We start from the raw sequence: 16,999 nt of genomic DNA on the forward strand, positions 1-16,999 counted from the left end.
AGAGAGTTTTTATTTTGTATTTTTATGCAATGAAAAAGAACAAATCAAGATTTAGTGTTTTATTATTAGTTGTTTTCTCATCTGTCATTTTTGCACAAGACGTGACACACAATCAAGCAAATTGGTTTGCTTATGTTGGTCAATATAATGTTTCTAAAAAATGGGGTTATCATATTGAAGCGCAATTTAGATTGGATGATGAGTTAAATAGGAGTAATCAAAATTTATTTCGATTAGGCGGTTTTTACAATCTAAATGAAAGAGCAAAGTTTACCATAGGTTATGGGTTGATTAATACTTTAAATTCAAATTTGAATGATTATTTCAATGAAGATAGAATATGGGAGCAATTTCAATATAATCATAAATGGAAGCAAAATATAAACACAAATCGATTTCGTCTTGAACAGCGGTTTGTAGATAAGTTGGCTCTTGTAGATGGTTCTGTTAGAAAATCGGAAACTAACTATCAAAATAGATTGCGATATTTAAATAGGAATCTTTTTCATATCATGGACTTTAAATCGGGCAATGAAGAACTTTATTTAGTTGTTCAAGATGAAGTTTTTCTTAATCTTGGAACTAATAAAGTAAATAATAAATTTTTGGATCAAAATAGATTTCTAATAGGATTTGGGATAAACTACAAAAAGAGTATCCAATTTGAAGTTGCTTATATGAATCATTTTATCAATCCAAATACCAACAATGACATTATGAATCATACTTTTTCTTTAACATTACTTCAAAACTTAATTCTCTATAAAGAATGAGGATTATGTTATATTTAAGTCAAAAAAGCGAATAAGATTGCCTTATAAATAAATAATCGTTACTTTCACGTGCTCAAACTAAACTAACTTATTTATCATATTTATGAATGATTTTGATTGGAAACAACTACTTAACCCAGAATTTTATATTCTATTAGAATTTGGTGGAATTAAAATTGGACTTTACGTTGTTTTATTTATAGTATTTGCCGAAACCGGACTATTAGCAGGATTCTTTTTGCCTGGAGACAGTTTGCTTTTCTTATGTGGAATTTACAGTCAGTTGTTGATGAAAGAATTATCAACTGGAAGTGATTTTCTGGATGTTTCTTTTTTAGCAGCTTTAGTTTCAGTAATGGGAATTGTAGGAAACATGGTAGGTTATTGGTTTGGAAAGAAGAGTGGGAGTTATTTGTTTAAAAGAGAAGATAGTTTCTTTTTTAAGAAAAAATATTTGTTTCAATCAAAAGATTTTTTTGATAAGTACGGAACAAAAGCAATTGTTTTTGCAAGATTTTTACCTGTTGTAAGAACGTTTGCTCCTGTAGTAGCTGGAATTGTAGAAATGGAAAAGAAGAAGTTCATGTTTTACAATATTTTGGGTTCAATTCTTTGGTCGTTCACTATGATTTTTGCAGGTCACTATTTATATGAGTTATTCTTAACACAATTTAATATTGACTTAAAACATTACATAGAATATATTGTAATTGGGATAGTTTTAGTAACAACAATTCCTGTTTTAATGAAATTTTTGAAAAAGAGAAATTAAATTTATCAAATAAAAAAATCCGTCAAGTTCTTCAACAAGACGGATTTTTTATTTTTATTACTTCGTACTTCGTATTTTGTACTTTGTATTTCGCACTTATAAATTACATCATTCCTGGCATTCCTCCGCCCATTGGCATTCCACCACCAGCGTTTTCTTCTTTGATGTCGATTAATGCACATTCAGTAGTAAGAATCATTCCAGCAACAGAAGCAGCGTTTTCAAGAGCTACACGAGTTACTTTTTTAGGATCAATAATTCCAGCTTTTAGCATATCTACGTATTCATCAGTTTTGGCATTGTAACCAAAATCACCTTTTCCTTCAGAAACTTTTGCTACTACTACAGAACCTTCAAGTCCAGCATTTTCAACAATAGTTCTCAATGGCGATTCAACCGCGCGGAAAACAATTTGAATTCCAGTAGCTTCATCAGCATTATCAGCTTTAATTGATGCTAAAGATGCTTTTGCTCTTAATAAAGCAACACCTCCACCAGCAACAATACCTTCTTCTACAGCAGCACGAGTAGCGTGTAAAGCATCATCAACTCTGTCTTTTTTCTCTTTCATTTCAACTTCAGAAGCAGCTCCAACATAAAGAACTGCAACTCCACCAGCTAATTTAGCCAAACGTTCTTGCAATTTTTCTCTATCATAATCAGAAGTTGTAGTTTCCATCTGACCTTTGATTTGGTTGACTCTATTTTTAATTAAATCAGCATTTCCAGCACCATTTACAATCGTTGTATTGTCTTTATCAATTGCAATTTTTTCGGCTGTTCCTAGCATTTCTAATGTTGCATTTTCAAGTGTGTAACCACTTTCTTCTGCAATTACAGTTCCACCAGTTAAGATTGCAATATCTTCAAGCATTGCTTTTCTTCTATCACCAAAACCTGGCGCTTTTACCGCAGCAATTTTTAAGGCACCACGCAATTTGTTTACTACCAAAGTTGATAAAGCTTCTCCATCAACATCTTCAGCAATAATTAATAATGGTTTTCCAGATTGAGCAACTGGTTCTAATACAGGAAGTAATTCTTTAAGAGAAGATACTTTTTTATCGTATAAAAGAATGTAAGGATTTTCTAATTCTACATTCATTTTCTCTGGATTGGTTACAAAATATGGAGATAAATAACCTCTGTCAAACTGCATTCCTTCAACCACATCAACATAAGTTTCTGTTCCTTTTGCTTCTTCAACAGTAATAACACCTTCTTTTCCAACTTTCCCAAAAGCAGTTGCAATTAAATCTCCAATTACTTCATCATTATTTGCAGAAATAGAGGCAACTTGTTTAATTTTTTCAGAAGAAGAACCAACTTCTTGAGCTTGTTTTCCTAAATCTTTTACTATCGCTTCAACTGCTTTATCAATTCCACGTTTTAAATCCATTGGATTTGCTCCAGCCGCAACGTTTTTCAATCCTTCTTTTACAATTGCTTGTGCTAAAACGGTTGCAGTTGTTGTTCCATCTCCAGCTAAATCGTTAGTTTTTGAAGCTACTTCTTTAACCATTTGAGCACCCATATTTTCTAAAGGGTCTTTTAACTCAACTTCTTTTGCTACAGAAACACCATCTTTAGTTACTGTTGGTCCACCAAATGATTTTGAAATAATTACATTTCTTCCTTTTGGTCCAAGTGTTACTTTTACTGCATTTGCCAATGCATCGACACCACGTTTTAAACCGTCACGTGCTTCAATATCGAATTTTATATCTTTTGCCATTTTATTTTATTTTTAAAAACTTAATACTTTGTATTTCTAACTTCGTTCTTCTTACTTTTAAATTATTGCAAGAATATCATCTTCTCTCATGATTAGATAATCTTTTCCATCAAGTTTTAAATCGGTTCCTGCGTATTTGCCGTAAAGAACAGTATCACCAACTTTTACAGTCATTGGCTCGTCTTTTTTTCCGTTTCCAACTGCAACAACAGTTCCTTTTTGAGGTTTTTCTTTAGCAGTATCAGGAATAATGATTCCAGAAGCTGTTTGTGTTTCGGCAGCAGCTGGTTCCACGATTACGCGGTCTGAAAGCGGTTTAATGTTTAATGCCATAATTCGTATATTTTGTATTAATTAAAATTTTAAGATTGCTATTTTATAGTCAGAAATTGTGCCATTGGTTAAAAACTGACAATTTTTCAGCGAAGGTAATGAAAGTTGACAGATTGTAAGATGATTTTATTGTGGTTTAAACTTAAAAATTTAATCATATGAAAACTGTAAATAATAATCCTCAGTAAAGTTTAAGCAAAAAAAATCCCGACTTCGTTTTTGGTACGAGACGGGATTTTTTTATAATACTGTATTTCTTATTTTTTCACTGGAGTTGCAGGTGTAGCTTCAGGTTTTGTAGCAGTTGTAGTAGTGCTAGCGGCTGGAGTTTCTGCTTTGTCAGTTTTAGGAGCTTCTGTTTGTGGAGCAGCTGGTTCAATTAAACTTTTGTTATCGCTTAAAGTTCCTGTGAAACTTAAACTAGATAATAAAACTAATGTGATTAACGATCCTGCTAATACCCATGTACTTTTGTCTAAAAAGTCTGTTGTTTTTTGTACACCACCTAATTGTTGTGAACCTCCAATAGCTGAAGATAAACCACCACCTTTAGGGTTTTGTACCATGATTACTATGATTAATAAGAAACAAACGATTGTTATTAATACTAAAAAAATTGAAAATGTGCTCATTGCTTAACTATTATTGTTTTGTTGTAAATTCTTAATATCCGAAATTCGGTCTGCAAAGAAACTACTTTTTTCTGGATATTTCAAAATTAATATTTCATAAGCTTGAATTGCTTTCTGATATTTTTTTTGCTCTAAGTAAACTTTTGCCAAAGTTTCGGTCATTAAATAGGATTTATCCTCTGTAACAGGTATTGTTATTACTGAATTACTTTCTTTATTTACAGGTGGTATTTTTGGATTTGATTCAATAAATTTATCTATCATTTCCAATTTTTTCTTCCTAACAATTTCTGCTTCTGTTGGTGTTTCTTTTCTTTCAATTGGTTTCAATCTTGAAAGTTGTAACCATTCTTGAAACGAATGTTTTTCTTCTTTTGTGAATTCTAAAGGTTTTCCAATCTCTAATTTTTCTTTAATATTTTCCTCTTCAGGAGATGCTTTAGCTATAGATGATAATATAGATTGCTCTAAAGAATTTACAGATTCAGCTGTGCTTGAATATTCAACAATTTCACTGCCAACTACATCAATATTTAATAATTCGGCAACTTTTTGGTCATATAAACCATTTTGAACTGTTACAAAATTGTCTGATGTTATAAAATCAAACAAAATAGATCTATCTGTAGTAAATGCTGCTGCTACCTTTAAGGCATAATTATATTTAAAACTGTCTTGATTGTACAAATGTTTTAATCGCAAAACTCGAGCACTTTGAAAATAAGGAAATTCCTCAATAATTTTTTCCAAAGCACCATTGTGACGCTCATTAATGGCGTCGGGTTTGTTGATTAAGTATGTATAGTCAGTTAAGTTCATTTCTTTACTTCGTACTATTTTTTACCATTTTGCAAGAGATTCATTAAATACATCTTGAGTAATTCTAGTGAAAATTTCATCTAAATAAGTATTCAATTTTGCACCTGTTGGATTTTCAGAAGCATCAAAATCAACAAAAAATGAAAAAGTCTTTTCAAAATTATCAGCTTCTTTGTTTTTATTTACAAACCTGACATTAACTGTAATTGAAAGTCTACTTTGTGCTGCCTTTTGATCGGCAGTAGCTGTCATTGGTGTAATATTATATTGAGTAATTTCACCTTCATAAAGTAAATCACCACCAGTATTAGTAAGATTTAAGTTAGTTTGGTTTTGTAATATTTCTTGTAATTTGATAGTAAAAGTTCTTTCAATTCCTGGTTCAATTAATGGAGCATTATTCTGAAAATAGTTTACTTGAACAGTTTTTGCATCAATTGGCCCAGTACCAGTGAAATTGTAGGGTCCACAACTATTTAAAGTTAGTGCAACAAGAAGGAATACTATGTATTTTAGTTTATTCATCAGAATTTAAAAAGCCAAAGATATATTTTTTTATTTCAATAATTGTTAATCCTATTATAATGAATTACAAATCATATTGTTTGATTTTTCTATATAAAGTTCGTTCAGAAATCCCCAATTCATCAGCTGCAGCTTTTCTTTTTCCTTTGTTTTTTTCTAAAGATTTTTTGATGAGCTCAATTTCTTTTTGTTCCAATTTCAAAATTTCTTCTTCTTCAACAGTTTCTGCAAATAAATAGTTATTGTCATCTTCGTCATCTTCAAATTCTTCTTGCTCAACTTCTTCTGCTTTTGGAATTATTGTATTTCGCGGTTGATCTTCAAAAAACGTTTCTTCATCAGATTTTCCATATACTTTCTGAATCAAATTTGGATTGATGTCTTGCACTTTTGCTCCGTTTTTCATCAATTCTAAAGTCAATTTTTTCAAATCATTCAAATCACTTTTCATATCAAAAAGCACTTTGTACAAAATATCTCTTTCGGTAGAAAAATCATTTTCAGCTTTTTTTCCACCAATAACACTTGGTAATTGACTTCCTTCTTGAGGTAAATAAGACATCAATGTTTGAAGCGAAATATCTCTTTTAGTCTCTAAAACCGATATCTGTTCTGCTGAATTTCGCAACTGACGAATATTGCCACCCCAACGATAATTCAGTAAATATTTTACTGCATCATCATCTAGTTTTATGGCTGGCATTTTGTATTTGTGAGCAAAGTCAGAAGCAAATTTTCTAAACAACAAATGAATATCGTCTTTTCGTTCACGCAATGGTGGAAGTCCAATTTCAACAGTGCTCAAACGATAATATAAATCTTCACGAAATTTTCCTTTTTCGATAGCGTCAAACATATTAACGTTAGTCGCAGCTACAATTCTAACATTCGTTTTTTGAACTTGTGATGAACCTACTTTTATAAATTCACCATTTTCTAAGACACGTAACAAACGAACTTGAGTGGTTAAAGGTAATTCACCAACTTCATCAAGGAAAATGGTTCCGCCATCAGCAACTTCAAAATAGCCTTCACGCGTTCCTGTTGCACCAGTAAACGATCCTTTTTCGTGTCCAAAAAGTTCACTGTCAATAGTTCCTTCTGGGATTGCTCCACAGTTTACAGCGATGTATTTTCCATGTTTTCTATGTGAAAGCGAATGGATAATCTTTGGAATGCTTTCTTTTCCAACGCCACTTTCTCCAACTACCAACACCGAAATATCTGTAGGAGCAACCTGAATGGCTTTTTCTACCGCACGATTGAGCTTTGGATCATTTCCAATAATTTCAAATCGTTGTTTTATAGATTGTACTGTTTCCATTTGAAAAAGGTTTAAGAGTTTAAATGTTTATTGGTTTAAAAGTTACTTTGCAATTTTGTCATTTTGACAAAGGAAAAATCTCCTAATTTTTTATTTCAAACTCTTTTTTATATTTAATGAACCAAAAAGTTCCTTTAATTCGTTGTATTGATTGTCTTTTAAGTCGGCTTTTCTAATCACTTTCGCCACATCATTAGTTATATAAATTAAAAACCAATCTCTTTTTTCAACAATTTTGAAAATGTCTTTCCAAAAATATTTCATATTGAATGTTTCTCCAATATCTTCAAAACTTTCACTGTTGAATTTAATGTTTATGTTTTCTTTTAGTTTTATGTTAGAGAGCGTTTTTTTTGTAAATCTATATATTGCAAATATTAATGCAATAGGGAAAAGCAATAGAAAGAGATAGGATGCAGAAAATAATTCCATTAAATTAAAGTTGCTTATTCCAAATTGGAAAATAAATATTAAAACTAGAATAACATAAAAAACCAAAATAGCTTTAAATATTTTTTTACAGAAAAATAAATACAAATAAACTTTGAAGTAATCTTTAAAAACAAAATTTGGTTTTATAACAATTTCTTTATCCATAGTTCAACAACTTTAAACTCCTAAACTTTTATTTTAATTCATTTCACTATAACCAACGGCTTCACCAATCAATGTTCCGCTTGTGCATTTAGTTATTTTTACATTAACAAAATCGCCTACTTTATAATTCTCTTTCGGAAAAACAACTGTAATGCTTTGTGAATTTCTTCCAGATAAATCATTCTCCGATTTTTTAGAGGTTTTTTCAACCAAAACTTCTACGGTTTGACCTAAAAACTCTTGTGTTCTAAAAGCGCTGTGAATTCTTTGAGCATCAACTATTTCTTGTAATCTTCTAGCTTTAGTTTCTTCAGCAACATCATCTTCTAATTTTCTACCAGCCAAAGTTCCAGGACGTTCTGAATACGAATACATGTATCCAAAACTGTATTTTACATATTCCATTAATGATAACGTATCTTGATGATCTTCCTCAGTTTCTGTTGGAAAACCAGCAATCATATCTTGTGTAATACAAACATTCGGAATAATTGATTTTATATTGTCTATCAATTTCATGTATTCTTCACGAGTGTGAAGTCGATTCATTTCTTTCAATATTCTATTACTTCCAGATTGTACAGGTAAATGAATATGTTTACAAATATTTGGATATTTTGCAATGATGTGCAGCACTTCTTCGTGCATATCTTGAGGATTGGAAGTCGAAAAACGAATACGCATTTTAGGAAAACCAATAGCCACCATTTCTAACAACTGTTCAAATTTGACTGCTGTAGCTTGTTGCATTTCGGTTGCTTTATCAAAATCTTTTTTCAATCCGCCACCATACCAAAGGTAACTGTCCACATTCTGGCCCAAAAGCGTAATTTCTTTATAACCAGTATCCCAAAGTTGCTGAATTTCTGTCATAATACTTTGAGGTTCACGACTTCTTTCACGACCGCGAGTAAATGGCACAACGCAAAACGTACACATATTATCGCAACCACGAGTAATAGATACAAATGCAGAAACGCCATTAGAATTCAATCTCACAGGCGAAATGTCACCATAAGTTTCTTCTTTAGACAAAATTACATTTATGGCGTCACGACCATCTTCAATTTCGGCAAGTAAATTTGGTAAATCTTTGTAAGCATCTGGACCAACAACCATATCAACAATTTTCTCTTGTTCTAGAAATTGCTCTTTCAATCGTTCAGCCATACAACCTAAAACGCCGACTTTCATTTTCGGATTAATGTCACGTTTTACTGCATTGTATTTTTCTAAACGTTTTCTTACCGTTTGTTCGGCTTTATCACGAATAGAACAAGTATTAACCAAAACCAAATCGGCTTCTTCTAATATTTGAGTAGTATTATAACCTTCATTAGTAAGAATAGAAGCTACAATTTCACTGTCAGAAAAATTCATAGCGCAACCATAACTTTCAATATAAAGTTTCTTTGTGTTTTCGGGTTTATTCTCAAGAACTAAACTTTGTCCTTGTGCTTTTTCATCAATTTCTTTTTCCATAAAATAATCTTCGATTGAATCGGACTACAAAGATAATACTAAATTACAAAATCTGACAAGATGGCAGATAATGTTTAACATTCTTTTATTAAGGAGCGATTGGTTTGGGAATTTTCAGCAATCCATATTCCGCATTTCATTGCAATCTTTTCATTTGTTGCCTTCGAGTTTGCCTCAGGCAACAAATGAAAAGGATATCCATTCCAAATGTGAAACATTCACTGAACTTCGTTAAAAATCAAACATTTTGTGAGGTAATCAGGGCTAAATTTAATTCCATTTTAATGCTTGTAATTTTTAAAAATGATTACAAAAACTAAAAATTTAAAAAAAACCTATACTTTTGCCGAACAAACAAAATACATAATGGCAAAGAATTTAGTTATAGTAGAGTCACCAGCAAAGGCAAAAACCATCGAGAAATTTCTTGGAGCAGACTACCAAGTAGAATCAAGTTATGGTCACATTGCCGACTTGCCTTCCAAAGAAATAGGAGTAGATGTCGAAAACGGATTCAAGCCAAAGTACGAAGTTTCAGCTGATAAAAAAGCACTTGTTACAAAGCTTAGAGGTTTAGCTAAAAATGCCGATATGGTTTGGTTAGCTTCCGATGAGGACCGAGAAGGAGAAGCAATTTCTTGGCATTTATCAGAAGAATTAAAATTAGATAAAAACAAAACAAAAAGAATTGTTTTTCATGAGATTACCAAAAATGCCATTCTAAAAGCCATTGATAATCCTAGAGAAATTGATTACAATCTAGTAAACGCTCAACAAGCTCGTAGAGTTTTAGATAGATTAGTAGGTTACGAATTATCACCAGTTTTATGGCGTAAAATTAAAGGTGGATTATCTGCTGGAAGAGTTCAATCAGTTTCTGTGAGATTAATTGTAGAACGCGAAAGAGAAATTCAAAATTTCAAACCAGTTGCAAGTTATTCTGTAGTGGCAGAATTTGTAAACGAAGCCGGAAGAGCATTTAAAGCAAAACTTCCAAAGAATTTTAACACTAAAAAAGAAGCCGAAGATTTTTTAAGCAAAAACATCGGTTCCAATTATAAAGTAGGCGATTTGGAAACAAAACCTACTAAAAAATCTCCAACAGGACCATTTACTACTTCAACTTTACAACAGGAAGCAGCACGTAAATTATATCTTCCAGTTGGAATCACAATGCAATTAGCTCAGCGTTTATACGAAGCTGGACTTATTACTTATATGAGAACAGATAGTGTCAATCTTTCTAAAGATGCTATGGATGCTGCTCAAGCCGAAATCATAAAATCTTACGGAAAAGAGTTTTCAAAACCGAGAACGTTTACCAATAAAAGTAAAGGCGCACAAGAAGCTCACGAGGCAATTCGTCCAACGGATATGTCGCGTCATACAGTAAATATTGATAGAGATCAAGCGCGTTTGTATGATTTAATTTGGAAAAGAACATTAGCTTCTCAAATGAGTGATGCCGAATTGGAAAGAACTAATGTTAGAATTGAGGCAAACAATCATTCAGAAGTTTTTACAGCTTCTGGAGAAGTGATCAAGTTTGAAGGTTTCTTGAAAGTATATCTTGAAGGAAATGACGAAGATGAGGAAGAACAAGAAGGAATGTTGCCTGCAATGAAAGTCAATGAAAAATTGACTAATAATTATATTACAGCTACAGAAAGATATTCGCGTCCACCAAGTCGATATACAGAAGCATCTTTAGTTAAAAAACTTGAAGAGCTTGGTATTGGTCGTCCATCAACTTATGCGCCAACTATTTCTACTATCATCAATAGAAGTTATGTAGAAAAAGGAACTCTTGAAGGTCAAGAAAGAAAATATACACAATTGACATTGCAATCAGGAAAACTATCTGATGTAATTCTGAAAGAAAATACAGGTTCAGATAAAGGTAAATTAGTTCCAACCGATATCGGAAACATTGTTACTGATTTCTTGGTTAAAAATTTTGATGCAATTTTAGATTACAATTTTACTGCTAAAGTCGAACAAGATTTTGACGAAATTGCAGAAGGAAACATCAATTGGACAACAATGATGCAAGAGTTTTATGATAAATTCCATCCAAATGTAAAAGATGTCGAAGCCAATGCCGATAGAGAAAGTGGTGAAAGAATTCTAGGAAAACATCCAGAATCAGGTAAAACGGTTTTGGTTCGTTTAGGAAAATTTGGTGCTATGGCTCAAATTGGAGATAGTGATGATGAAGATAAGAAATTTGCTAGTTTGCGTCCAGAGCAAAATATCGGAAACATTACTTTAGAAGAAGCATTGAATTTGTTTCTACTTCCAAAAGTATTAGGAACTTATAAAGGTGAAGAAGTTGAAGTAAGTTTAGGTCGTTTTGGACCGTTTGTACGTTTTGGAAAAGTATTTGTTTCACTTCCAAAAGGAGAAGAGCCACTTGATGTTGATTTAGAAAGAGCAAAGGTTTTAATTGATGAAAAAACACAAGCTGATGCACCAATAGCTGTTTATAAAGGCGAAGGTGTTCAGAAAGGAACAGGAAGATTTGGACCTTTTATTAAATGGAATGGAATTTTCATCAACGTTTCTAAAAAATATAATTTCGATAATTTATCTCAAAATGATATTGAAGAATTAATTGAAGATAAACTTCAAAAAAATATCGATAAAGTAATCCACAATTGGGAAGATGAAGGTATTTTGGTTCAGAAAGCTCGTTGGGGAAGAAGTGAAATTACTAAAGGTAAAATCAAAATTGAATTGAGTAAAGATGTTGATGCTTCAAAATTGACTTTAGCTGAAGTTCAAGAAATGATTGCCAAAAAAACACCTGCAAAAAAACCTGCAGCTAAAAAAGCACCAGCCAAAAAAACAACTACCAAAAAGAAATAATAAATGGAATTCGATTTTCTTGCACCTTTAGATAATGATTTGATAATTGATATTATGCAATTGTCATCTCAGCATTTGTCTAGTAAAGTTGTGTTTCATACTGAAGCTGAGTTTCCAGATATTTCTAAAGTTAATATTGCTATAATTGGTGTTCTTGAAAATCGTGGAAAAGATTCGAAAGAAGTTGATTTATCTAATGTAAGAAGAGAATTATATAGCTTATTTCCTGGTAATTGGAGTAAAACTATTGCTGATTTAGGTGATATTCTAGCTGGAAATTCTTCTGATGACACTTATTTTGCATTGCAAAAAGTAGTTTCTAAACTAATCAAGAATAAAGTTATTCCTATTGTTATTGGTGGATCACAAGATTTAACCTATGCAATGTATCGTGGTTATGATGACTTGGAGCAAATGGTAAATTTGGTTTCTATTGATAATAAATTTGATTTAGGAAAACAGGAAACTTTAATCAGCTCCGAGTCTTATTTGTCTAAAATAATTATTGAAGAGCCAAATAATCTTTTCAACTATAGTAATATTGGCTATCAAACCTATTATAATTCTCAAGAAGAAATAGATTTGATGGAAAAATTATTTTTTGATGCTTATCGTTTAGGAGAAGTTTGTAATAATATAGCAATAGCAGAACCAGTTTTTCGTGATGCCGATTTAGTAAGTTTCGATTTAACTTCTGTAAAATCATCTGATTCAGGAAATTTCACCAATTTTCAACCAAACGGTTTTAATGGTAAAGAAATATGTTCTTTGTCTAGATACGCTGGAATAAGCGATAAAGTTTCGTGTTTGGGTATTTTTAATCACAATGATACTAAGCAAGAATCAGTTTTAATTGCTCAAATAATTTGGTATTTTATTGAAGGTATACATTATCGTTCTAATGAGTATCCATTTGGAAGCAAAGAAAATTACATAAAATATACAGTTCCTTTTGAAGATGAGGATATTGTGTTTTTTAAAAGTGATAAAACCGAGCGTTGGTGGATTGAAATACCATTTTTTGCAAATACTCACAATAAATTAAAAAAGAATACGTTATTACCATGTTCTCATGAAGATTATTTGGCAGCTTGCAACCAAGAGTTTCCTGAGCGTTGGTGGAAAGCGCAACGTAAGAGCATTTTATAAGAGCTTTTGTAAATAAAAATCTTATAAAATCTTATAAACATAAAATTTGTAAGAAAAAATATATAAAAACAACAAAAAAGCGTTAATAAACGCAATTATTTGCACTTTATCGATGATTTTATTTTGTCAATAAATATATAATTGTATTTTTGGTCAAGAAAATAAAATTTTAAGATATAAATAATTGTTTTTTTCAAAAATAATAGATAGGTTTACGCCCTTAAAATAAGAATACATAATTAACCCAAATTAATATGAAGAAGTTCATTGCATTTGCATCTGTTTTAACACTACTAGTTAGCTGTGGTAAGTCTAACGACAAAGGAGAATTAGTAGGAGTAAAAGGAAAAAAATGGCATCCAGAAAAACCATACGGAATGACTTTAGTTCCAGGTGGTGCTTTTATTATGGGTAAATCAGATGATGATTTAGCTAATGTTCAAGATGCTCCAACTAAAACAGTAACTGTTAGATCATTCTATATGGATGAAACAGAAATTACTAATAGCGAGTACCGTCAATTCGTTGAATGGGTTAAGGACTCTATTATTAGAGTGCGTTTAGCTATTCTTGCTGATGAAGTTGGTCAAAAACCAGGTTCAGGTAAAGGTGGAAAAAATGCAGGTAGCATTGGTGATTTCGCTTTTGCAGATCAAGATCCAGCTAAAATGACTCCATACGATAAGTATATGTACGAGAATTATTATAGTGTAGGAACTACTGATGATCCTTATGCTGGAAGAAGATTAAATAAAAAGACAAAATTAATTACTGATACAAAAAAATATCCAGATGAATATTATGTAGAGGTAATGGATACAATGTATTTACCAGTTGCTGAATCATTCAATGGTTTAAGAACAATTGATGTTGATAAATTGAAATTCCACTATTCATGGATGGACATCCAAGCTGCTGCTAAAGCTAAAGTTGGAAAAAGAAGTAAATTTATCAAAACTGAAAATACTAAAGTTTATCCTGATACAACAACTTGGATTAAAGATTTCTCTTACTCATACAATGAGCCAATGCACAACGATTATTTCTGGCACCAAGCTTATGGAGATTATCCAGTAGTTGGAGTTAACTGGAAACAAGCAAAAGCATTTTGTGCTTGGAGAACGTTGAACAAAAATATTTACGTTAAAAAGAAAAAAGGAAGAGATTTGATTAACTCATTCCGTTTACCAACAGAAGCAGAATGGGAATATGCTGCTCGTGGTGGTCTTGAATCAGGTAATTATCCTTGGGGAGGTCCTTATACTAAAAATGACAGAGGATGTTTCATGGCTAACTTTAAACCAAATCGTGGAGATTACGCAGCAGACCAGTCATTATATACTGTAGAAGCTAAATCGTATGAGCCAAATGGATACAACCTTTACAATATGTCAGGAAACGTATCAGAGTGGACAGATTCTTCTTATGATGCATCAGCTTACGAATATGTTTCAACAATGAATCCAAATGTTCCTGATACTTCAAACAAACGTAAAGTTGTTAGAGGAGGTTCTTGGAAAGATGTTGCTTACTTCCTACAAGTAGGAACTAGAGATTTCGAATATCAAGATACTGCAAGAAGCTACATTGGTTTCAGAACAGTTCAAGATTACATGGGAACTCAAACAACCGGAAACGGAAAGATTAAAAGATAAATTGTATTTTAACTAACTTAATTATATTAAACTTAACTAACTAAATTATTATTATTATGGGATTATTATCACCTAAAGTTATGAATTTCGCCTATGGTATGGGTGCAGCAGTTGTAATTGTTGGAGCATTATTTAAAATTGCTCACTTTGAATTAGGACCTTTAACAGGTACTGTGATGTTAACAATTGGATTATTAACAGAAGCGTTAATTTTTGCTTTATCTGCATTTGAAACGCCACCAGCAGAATTAGATTGGTCTTTAGTTTATCCTGAATTAGCAGGTGGACAAGCACAACCAAAATCAGCTAAAAAAGAAGATCCAAAAGAAGCACAAGGTTTGCTTTCTCAAAAATTAGATAATATGTTGAAAGAAGCTAAAATCGATGGTGAATTGATGGCTAGCTTAGGAAATAGCATTAAAAACTTTGAAGGTGCTGCAAAATCAATTTCTCCAACTGTAGACGCTATGGCTGGTCAAAAGAAATATGCAGAAGAAATGGGTAAAGCTGCTGCTCAAATGGAAGCTTTAAATGGTTTATACCAATCTCAACTACAAAGTGCTGAAAGAAATGCACAAATCAATAACGAAGTTGCTGAAAACAACTTAAAATTAAAAGACCAAATGCAATCATTAACTTCTAACTTGTCTACATTAAACAATGTATATGGTGGAATGTTATCTGCAATGAGTAATAAAGGATAATTAGTTTTTTTAACTATATTTTATTAAATTAACAATTAAAACTAATTAGAAAAAATGGCAGGAGGAAAATTAACCCCTAGACAGAAGATGATTAACCTGATGTACTTGGTTTTCATCGCGATGTTGGCAATGAATATGTCAAAAGAAGTCCTTTCGGCCTTCGGTTTGATGAACGAAAAATTTGATGCAGCTAATGCATCTGCTACACAAACTAATGAGCAAATGATGCTTGCTCTTGATACTAAAGCTACTGAAGCTAAAGGTCAGTTTGCTGTTGCTGCGGTAACTGCTCACAAAGTTGAAGCTGCTACAAAAAAGTTCTATGATTTTGTTGGTACTTTAAAAGCTGAAGTTCTTAAAGGTGTTGAGTCAGAAGGAGGGAAATTACCTTATGAGGCAATGGATAAAGCTGATAACTTAGATCATAGTTGGTTTACAGGTGACGGTTATACTAAAAGAGGTAATGAAGTTATCTCTGCAATTGAGACATTTAAATCAGAAATTAATAGCGCTTTAGGAGGAGAAAAAAAATATGCTTCAATCTTGAAAGAGATTACAGGTAAATTTGATGTAGCTCCAGTTACGAATAAAGAAGGTGTTAAAATTAAATATTTGGATTATCACTTTAAAGGATTTCCAGCTATTGCTTCTTTAGCTAAACTTACTGCTTGGCAAAATGATGCGAAAAAACTTGAATCTGATGTTATTAGTGCTGCTTTAGGTAAAGCTGCGGTACAAGCTGCATCTTATAGTAATTACCAAGCTATTGTTGCTCTTGATAAAAATGTATATTTCCAAGGTGAGCCAGTTACAGGTAAAGTAGTTTTAGGTCGTTATGATGAAAACACAAAACCAACTTCTTTCCAAGGACCTGGTAAACTTGTAAATGGTCAAGCTATCATTTCTACTACTGCTGGTGCTGTAGGTGAGCAAAATCTTAGTGGTCAATTTACTTTTGTTGAAGAAGGTAAAACTATTCCACTTAAATTTACAGGTAAATATGTTGTTGTACCTCGTCCAAATTCAGCTAACATTTCAGCTGATAAAATGAATGTTGTTTATAGAGGTTTACCAAACCCACTTACAATTTCATTTGCAGGTATTGGTGATAACAATGTAACTGCATCTGGTCCTGGTGTTTCTTCTGCTGGTGGAAAAGGAAAATATAATTTAACTCCAGGAGCAGGTACTGAAGTTACCGTTACTGCGTCAGGTAAAATGACAGATGGTAAAGTGGTTTCTGATAAGAAAGTTTTCAGAATTAAAAACATTCCTGCGCCAGCTGGTTCAATCGGAGGTACTCCAGGTTATCAAAAAGGTGCTAAATCTCGTTTAGAGGCTTCTACTATTGGAGCAATGTTACCAGATTTTGTTTATGATTTAAATTTTGAAGTTACTCAATTTGCATTTAAAGTTCCAGGTCAAGCTTCTATTGTTGTTAATGGAAACAAAGTTGACGGAAGATGTAAAGCTGCATTAGCAAGAGCTAAGGCTGGTGATCAAATCACAGTATCTGATATAAAAACAAGAGTTAGTGGTGTAAGTGTTGCTATGAAAACTGCAGCACCAGCTATTTACGAAATACAATAAAAATTTAAGTTTGTCGTTATAAACCTACTTAGATAACTTAG

General features: G+C 32.0%; 15 protein-coding genes. 7 read left to right on the plus strand and 8 right to left on the minus strand.

The window, feature by feature from the left end; all coding sequences use genetic code 11:
* Window positions 1-29: 29 nt before the first annotated feature.
* Both ACYU7A_RS02350 and ACYU7A_RS02355 read left to right on the plus strand, forming a co-directional pair.
* Window positions 30-773, plus strand: a complete 744-nt coding sequence (locus tag ACYU7A_RS02350) for a DUF2490 domain-containing protein (protein WP_460573988.1) — start codon at window positions 30-32, stop codon at window positions 771-773.
* 103 nt (window positions 774-876) lie between these two features.
* The gene (locus ACYU7A_RS02355; protein ID WP_460573990.1) at window positions 877-1,545 is read left to right on the plus strand and encodes a DedA family protein; all 669 of its coding nucleotides are present in this window, start codon (window positions 877-879) and stop codon (window positions 1,543-1,545) included.
* Between the two features lie 103 nt (window positions 1,546-1,648).
* On the opposite strand, the gene groL is transcribed toward ACYU7A_RS02355, so the two are convergent.
* The 8 genes from groL to miaB form a co-directional block, all read right to left on the minus strand.
* On the minus strand, window positions 1,649-3,280 hold the full coding sequence (gene groL / locus ACYU7A_RS02360; RefSeq protein WP_460573992.1) for a chaperonin GroEL: 1,632 nt from the start codon (window positions 3,278-3,280) through the stop codon (window positions 1,649-1,651).
* A gap of 57 nt (window positions 3,281-3,337) precedes the next feature.
* Window positions 3,338-3,613, minus strand: coding sequence for a co-chaperone GroES (locus ACYU7A_RS02365; protein ID WP_344815414.1), 276 nt, complete (start codon window positions 3,611-3,613; stop codon window positions 3,338-3,340).
* Between the two features lie 257 nt (window positions 3,614-3,870).
* Window positions 3,871-4,245 carry a preprotein translocase subunit SecG gene (gene secG / locus ACYU7A_RS02370; protein ID WP_298302419.1) on the minus strand — a complete coding sequence of 125 codons (375 nt, stop codon included), beginning with the start codon at window positions 4,243-4,245 and terminating at the stop codon, window positions 3,871-3,873.
* A 3-nt stretch (window positions 4,246-4,248) separates the two neighbouring features.
* A complete protein-coding gene (locus ACYU7A_RS02375; protein ID WP_460573995.1) occupies window positions 4,249-5,064 on the minus strand; it encodes a tetratricopeptide repeat protein in 816 nt (271 codons plus the stop codon).
* Between the two features lie 21 nt (window positions 5,065-5,085).
* Window positions 5,086-5,589, minus strand: coding sequence for an LptE family protein (locus tag ACYU7A_RS02380; protein WP_460573997.1), 504 nt, complete (start codon window positions 5,587-5,589; stop codon window positions 5,086-5,088).
* Between the two features lie 64 nt (window positions 5,590-5,653).
* A complete protein-coding gene (locus ACYU7A_RS02385; protein ID WP_298302427.1) occupies window positions 5,654-6,913 on the minus strand; it encodes a sigma-54 interaction domain-containing protein in 1,260 nt (419 codons plus the stop codon).
* A gap of 90 nt (window positions 6,914-7,003) precedes the next feature.
* Window positions 7,004-7,345, minus strand: coding sequence for a YcxB family protein (locus ACYU7A_RS02390; protein ID WP_460573999.1), 342 nt, complete (start codon window positions 7,343-7,345; stop codon window positions 7,004-7,006).
* 198 nt (window positions 7,346-7,543) lie between these two features.
* A complete protein-coding gene (gene miaB, locus ACYU7A_RS02395) occupies window positions 7,544-8,992 on the minus strand; it encodes a tRNA (N6-isopentenyl adenosine(37)-C2)-methylthiotransferase MiaB (protein WP_460574001.1) in 1,449 nt (482 codons plus the stop codon).
* Between the two features lie 366 nt (window positions 8,993-9,358).
* Here miaB and topA point away from each other — a divergent pair, with 366 nt between their 5' ends.
* The 5 genes from topA to porM all read left to right on the plus strand — a co-directional run bounded on the left by topA (window position 9,359) and on the right by porM (window position 16,958).
* A complete protein-coding gene (gene topA / locus ACYU7A_RS02400) occupies window positions 9,359-11,860 on the plus strand; it encodes a type I DNA topoisomerase (protein ID WP_460574003.1) in 2,502 nt (833 codons plus the stop codon).
* Window positions 11,861-11,863: 3 nt separating this feature from the next.
* Entirely contained in the window at window positions 11,864-13,009 is a 1,146-nt protein-coding gene (locus ACYU7A_RS02405) for a formimidoylglutamase (protein WP_460574005.1), read from the plus strand.
* Between the two features lie 254 nt (window positions 13,010-13,263).
* Window positions 13,264-14,664, plus strand: a complete 1,401-nt coding sequence (porK, locus tag ACYU7A_RS02410; protein ID WP_345092758.1) for a T9SS ring complex lipoprotein PorK/GldK — start codon at window positions 13,264-13,266, stop codon at window positions 14,662-14,664.
* A gap of 56 nt (window positions 14,665-14,720) precedes the next feature.
* The gene (porL, locus tag ACYU7A_RS02415; protein ID WP_396144140.1) at window positions 14,721-15,368 is read left to right on the plus strand and encodes a type IX secretion system motor protein PorL/GldL; all 648 of its coding nucleotides are present in this window, start codon (window positions 14,721-14,723) and stop codon (window positions 15,366-15,368) included.
* Between the two features lie 54 nt (window positions 15,369-15,422).
* Window positions 15,423-16,958, plus strand: a complete 1,536-nt coding sequence (gene porM / locus ACYU7A_RS02420) for a type IX secretion system motor protein PorM/GldM (protein ID WP_460574007.1) — start codon at window positions 15,423-15,425, stop codon at window positions 16,956-16,958.
* Window positions 16,959-16,999 lie beyond the last annotated feature (41 nt).

The organism is Flavobacterium koreense (genome assembly GCF_054776075.1).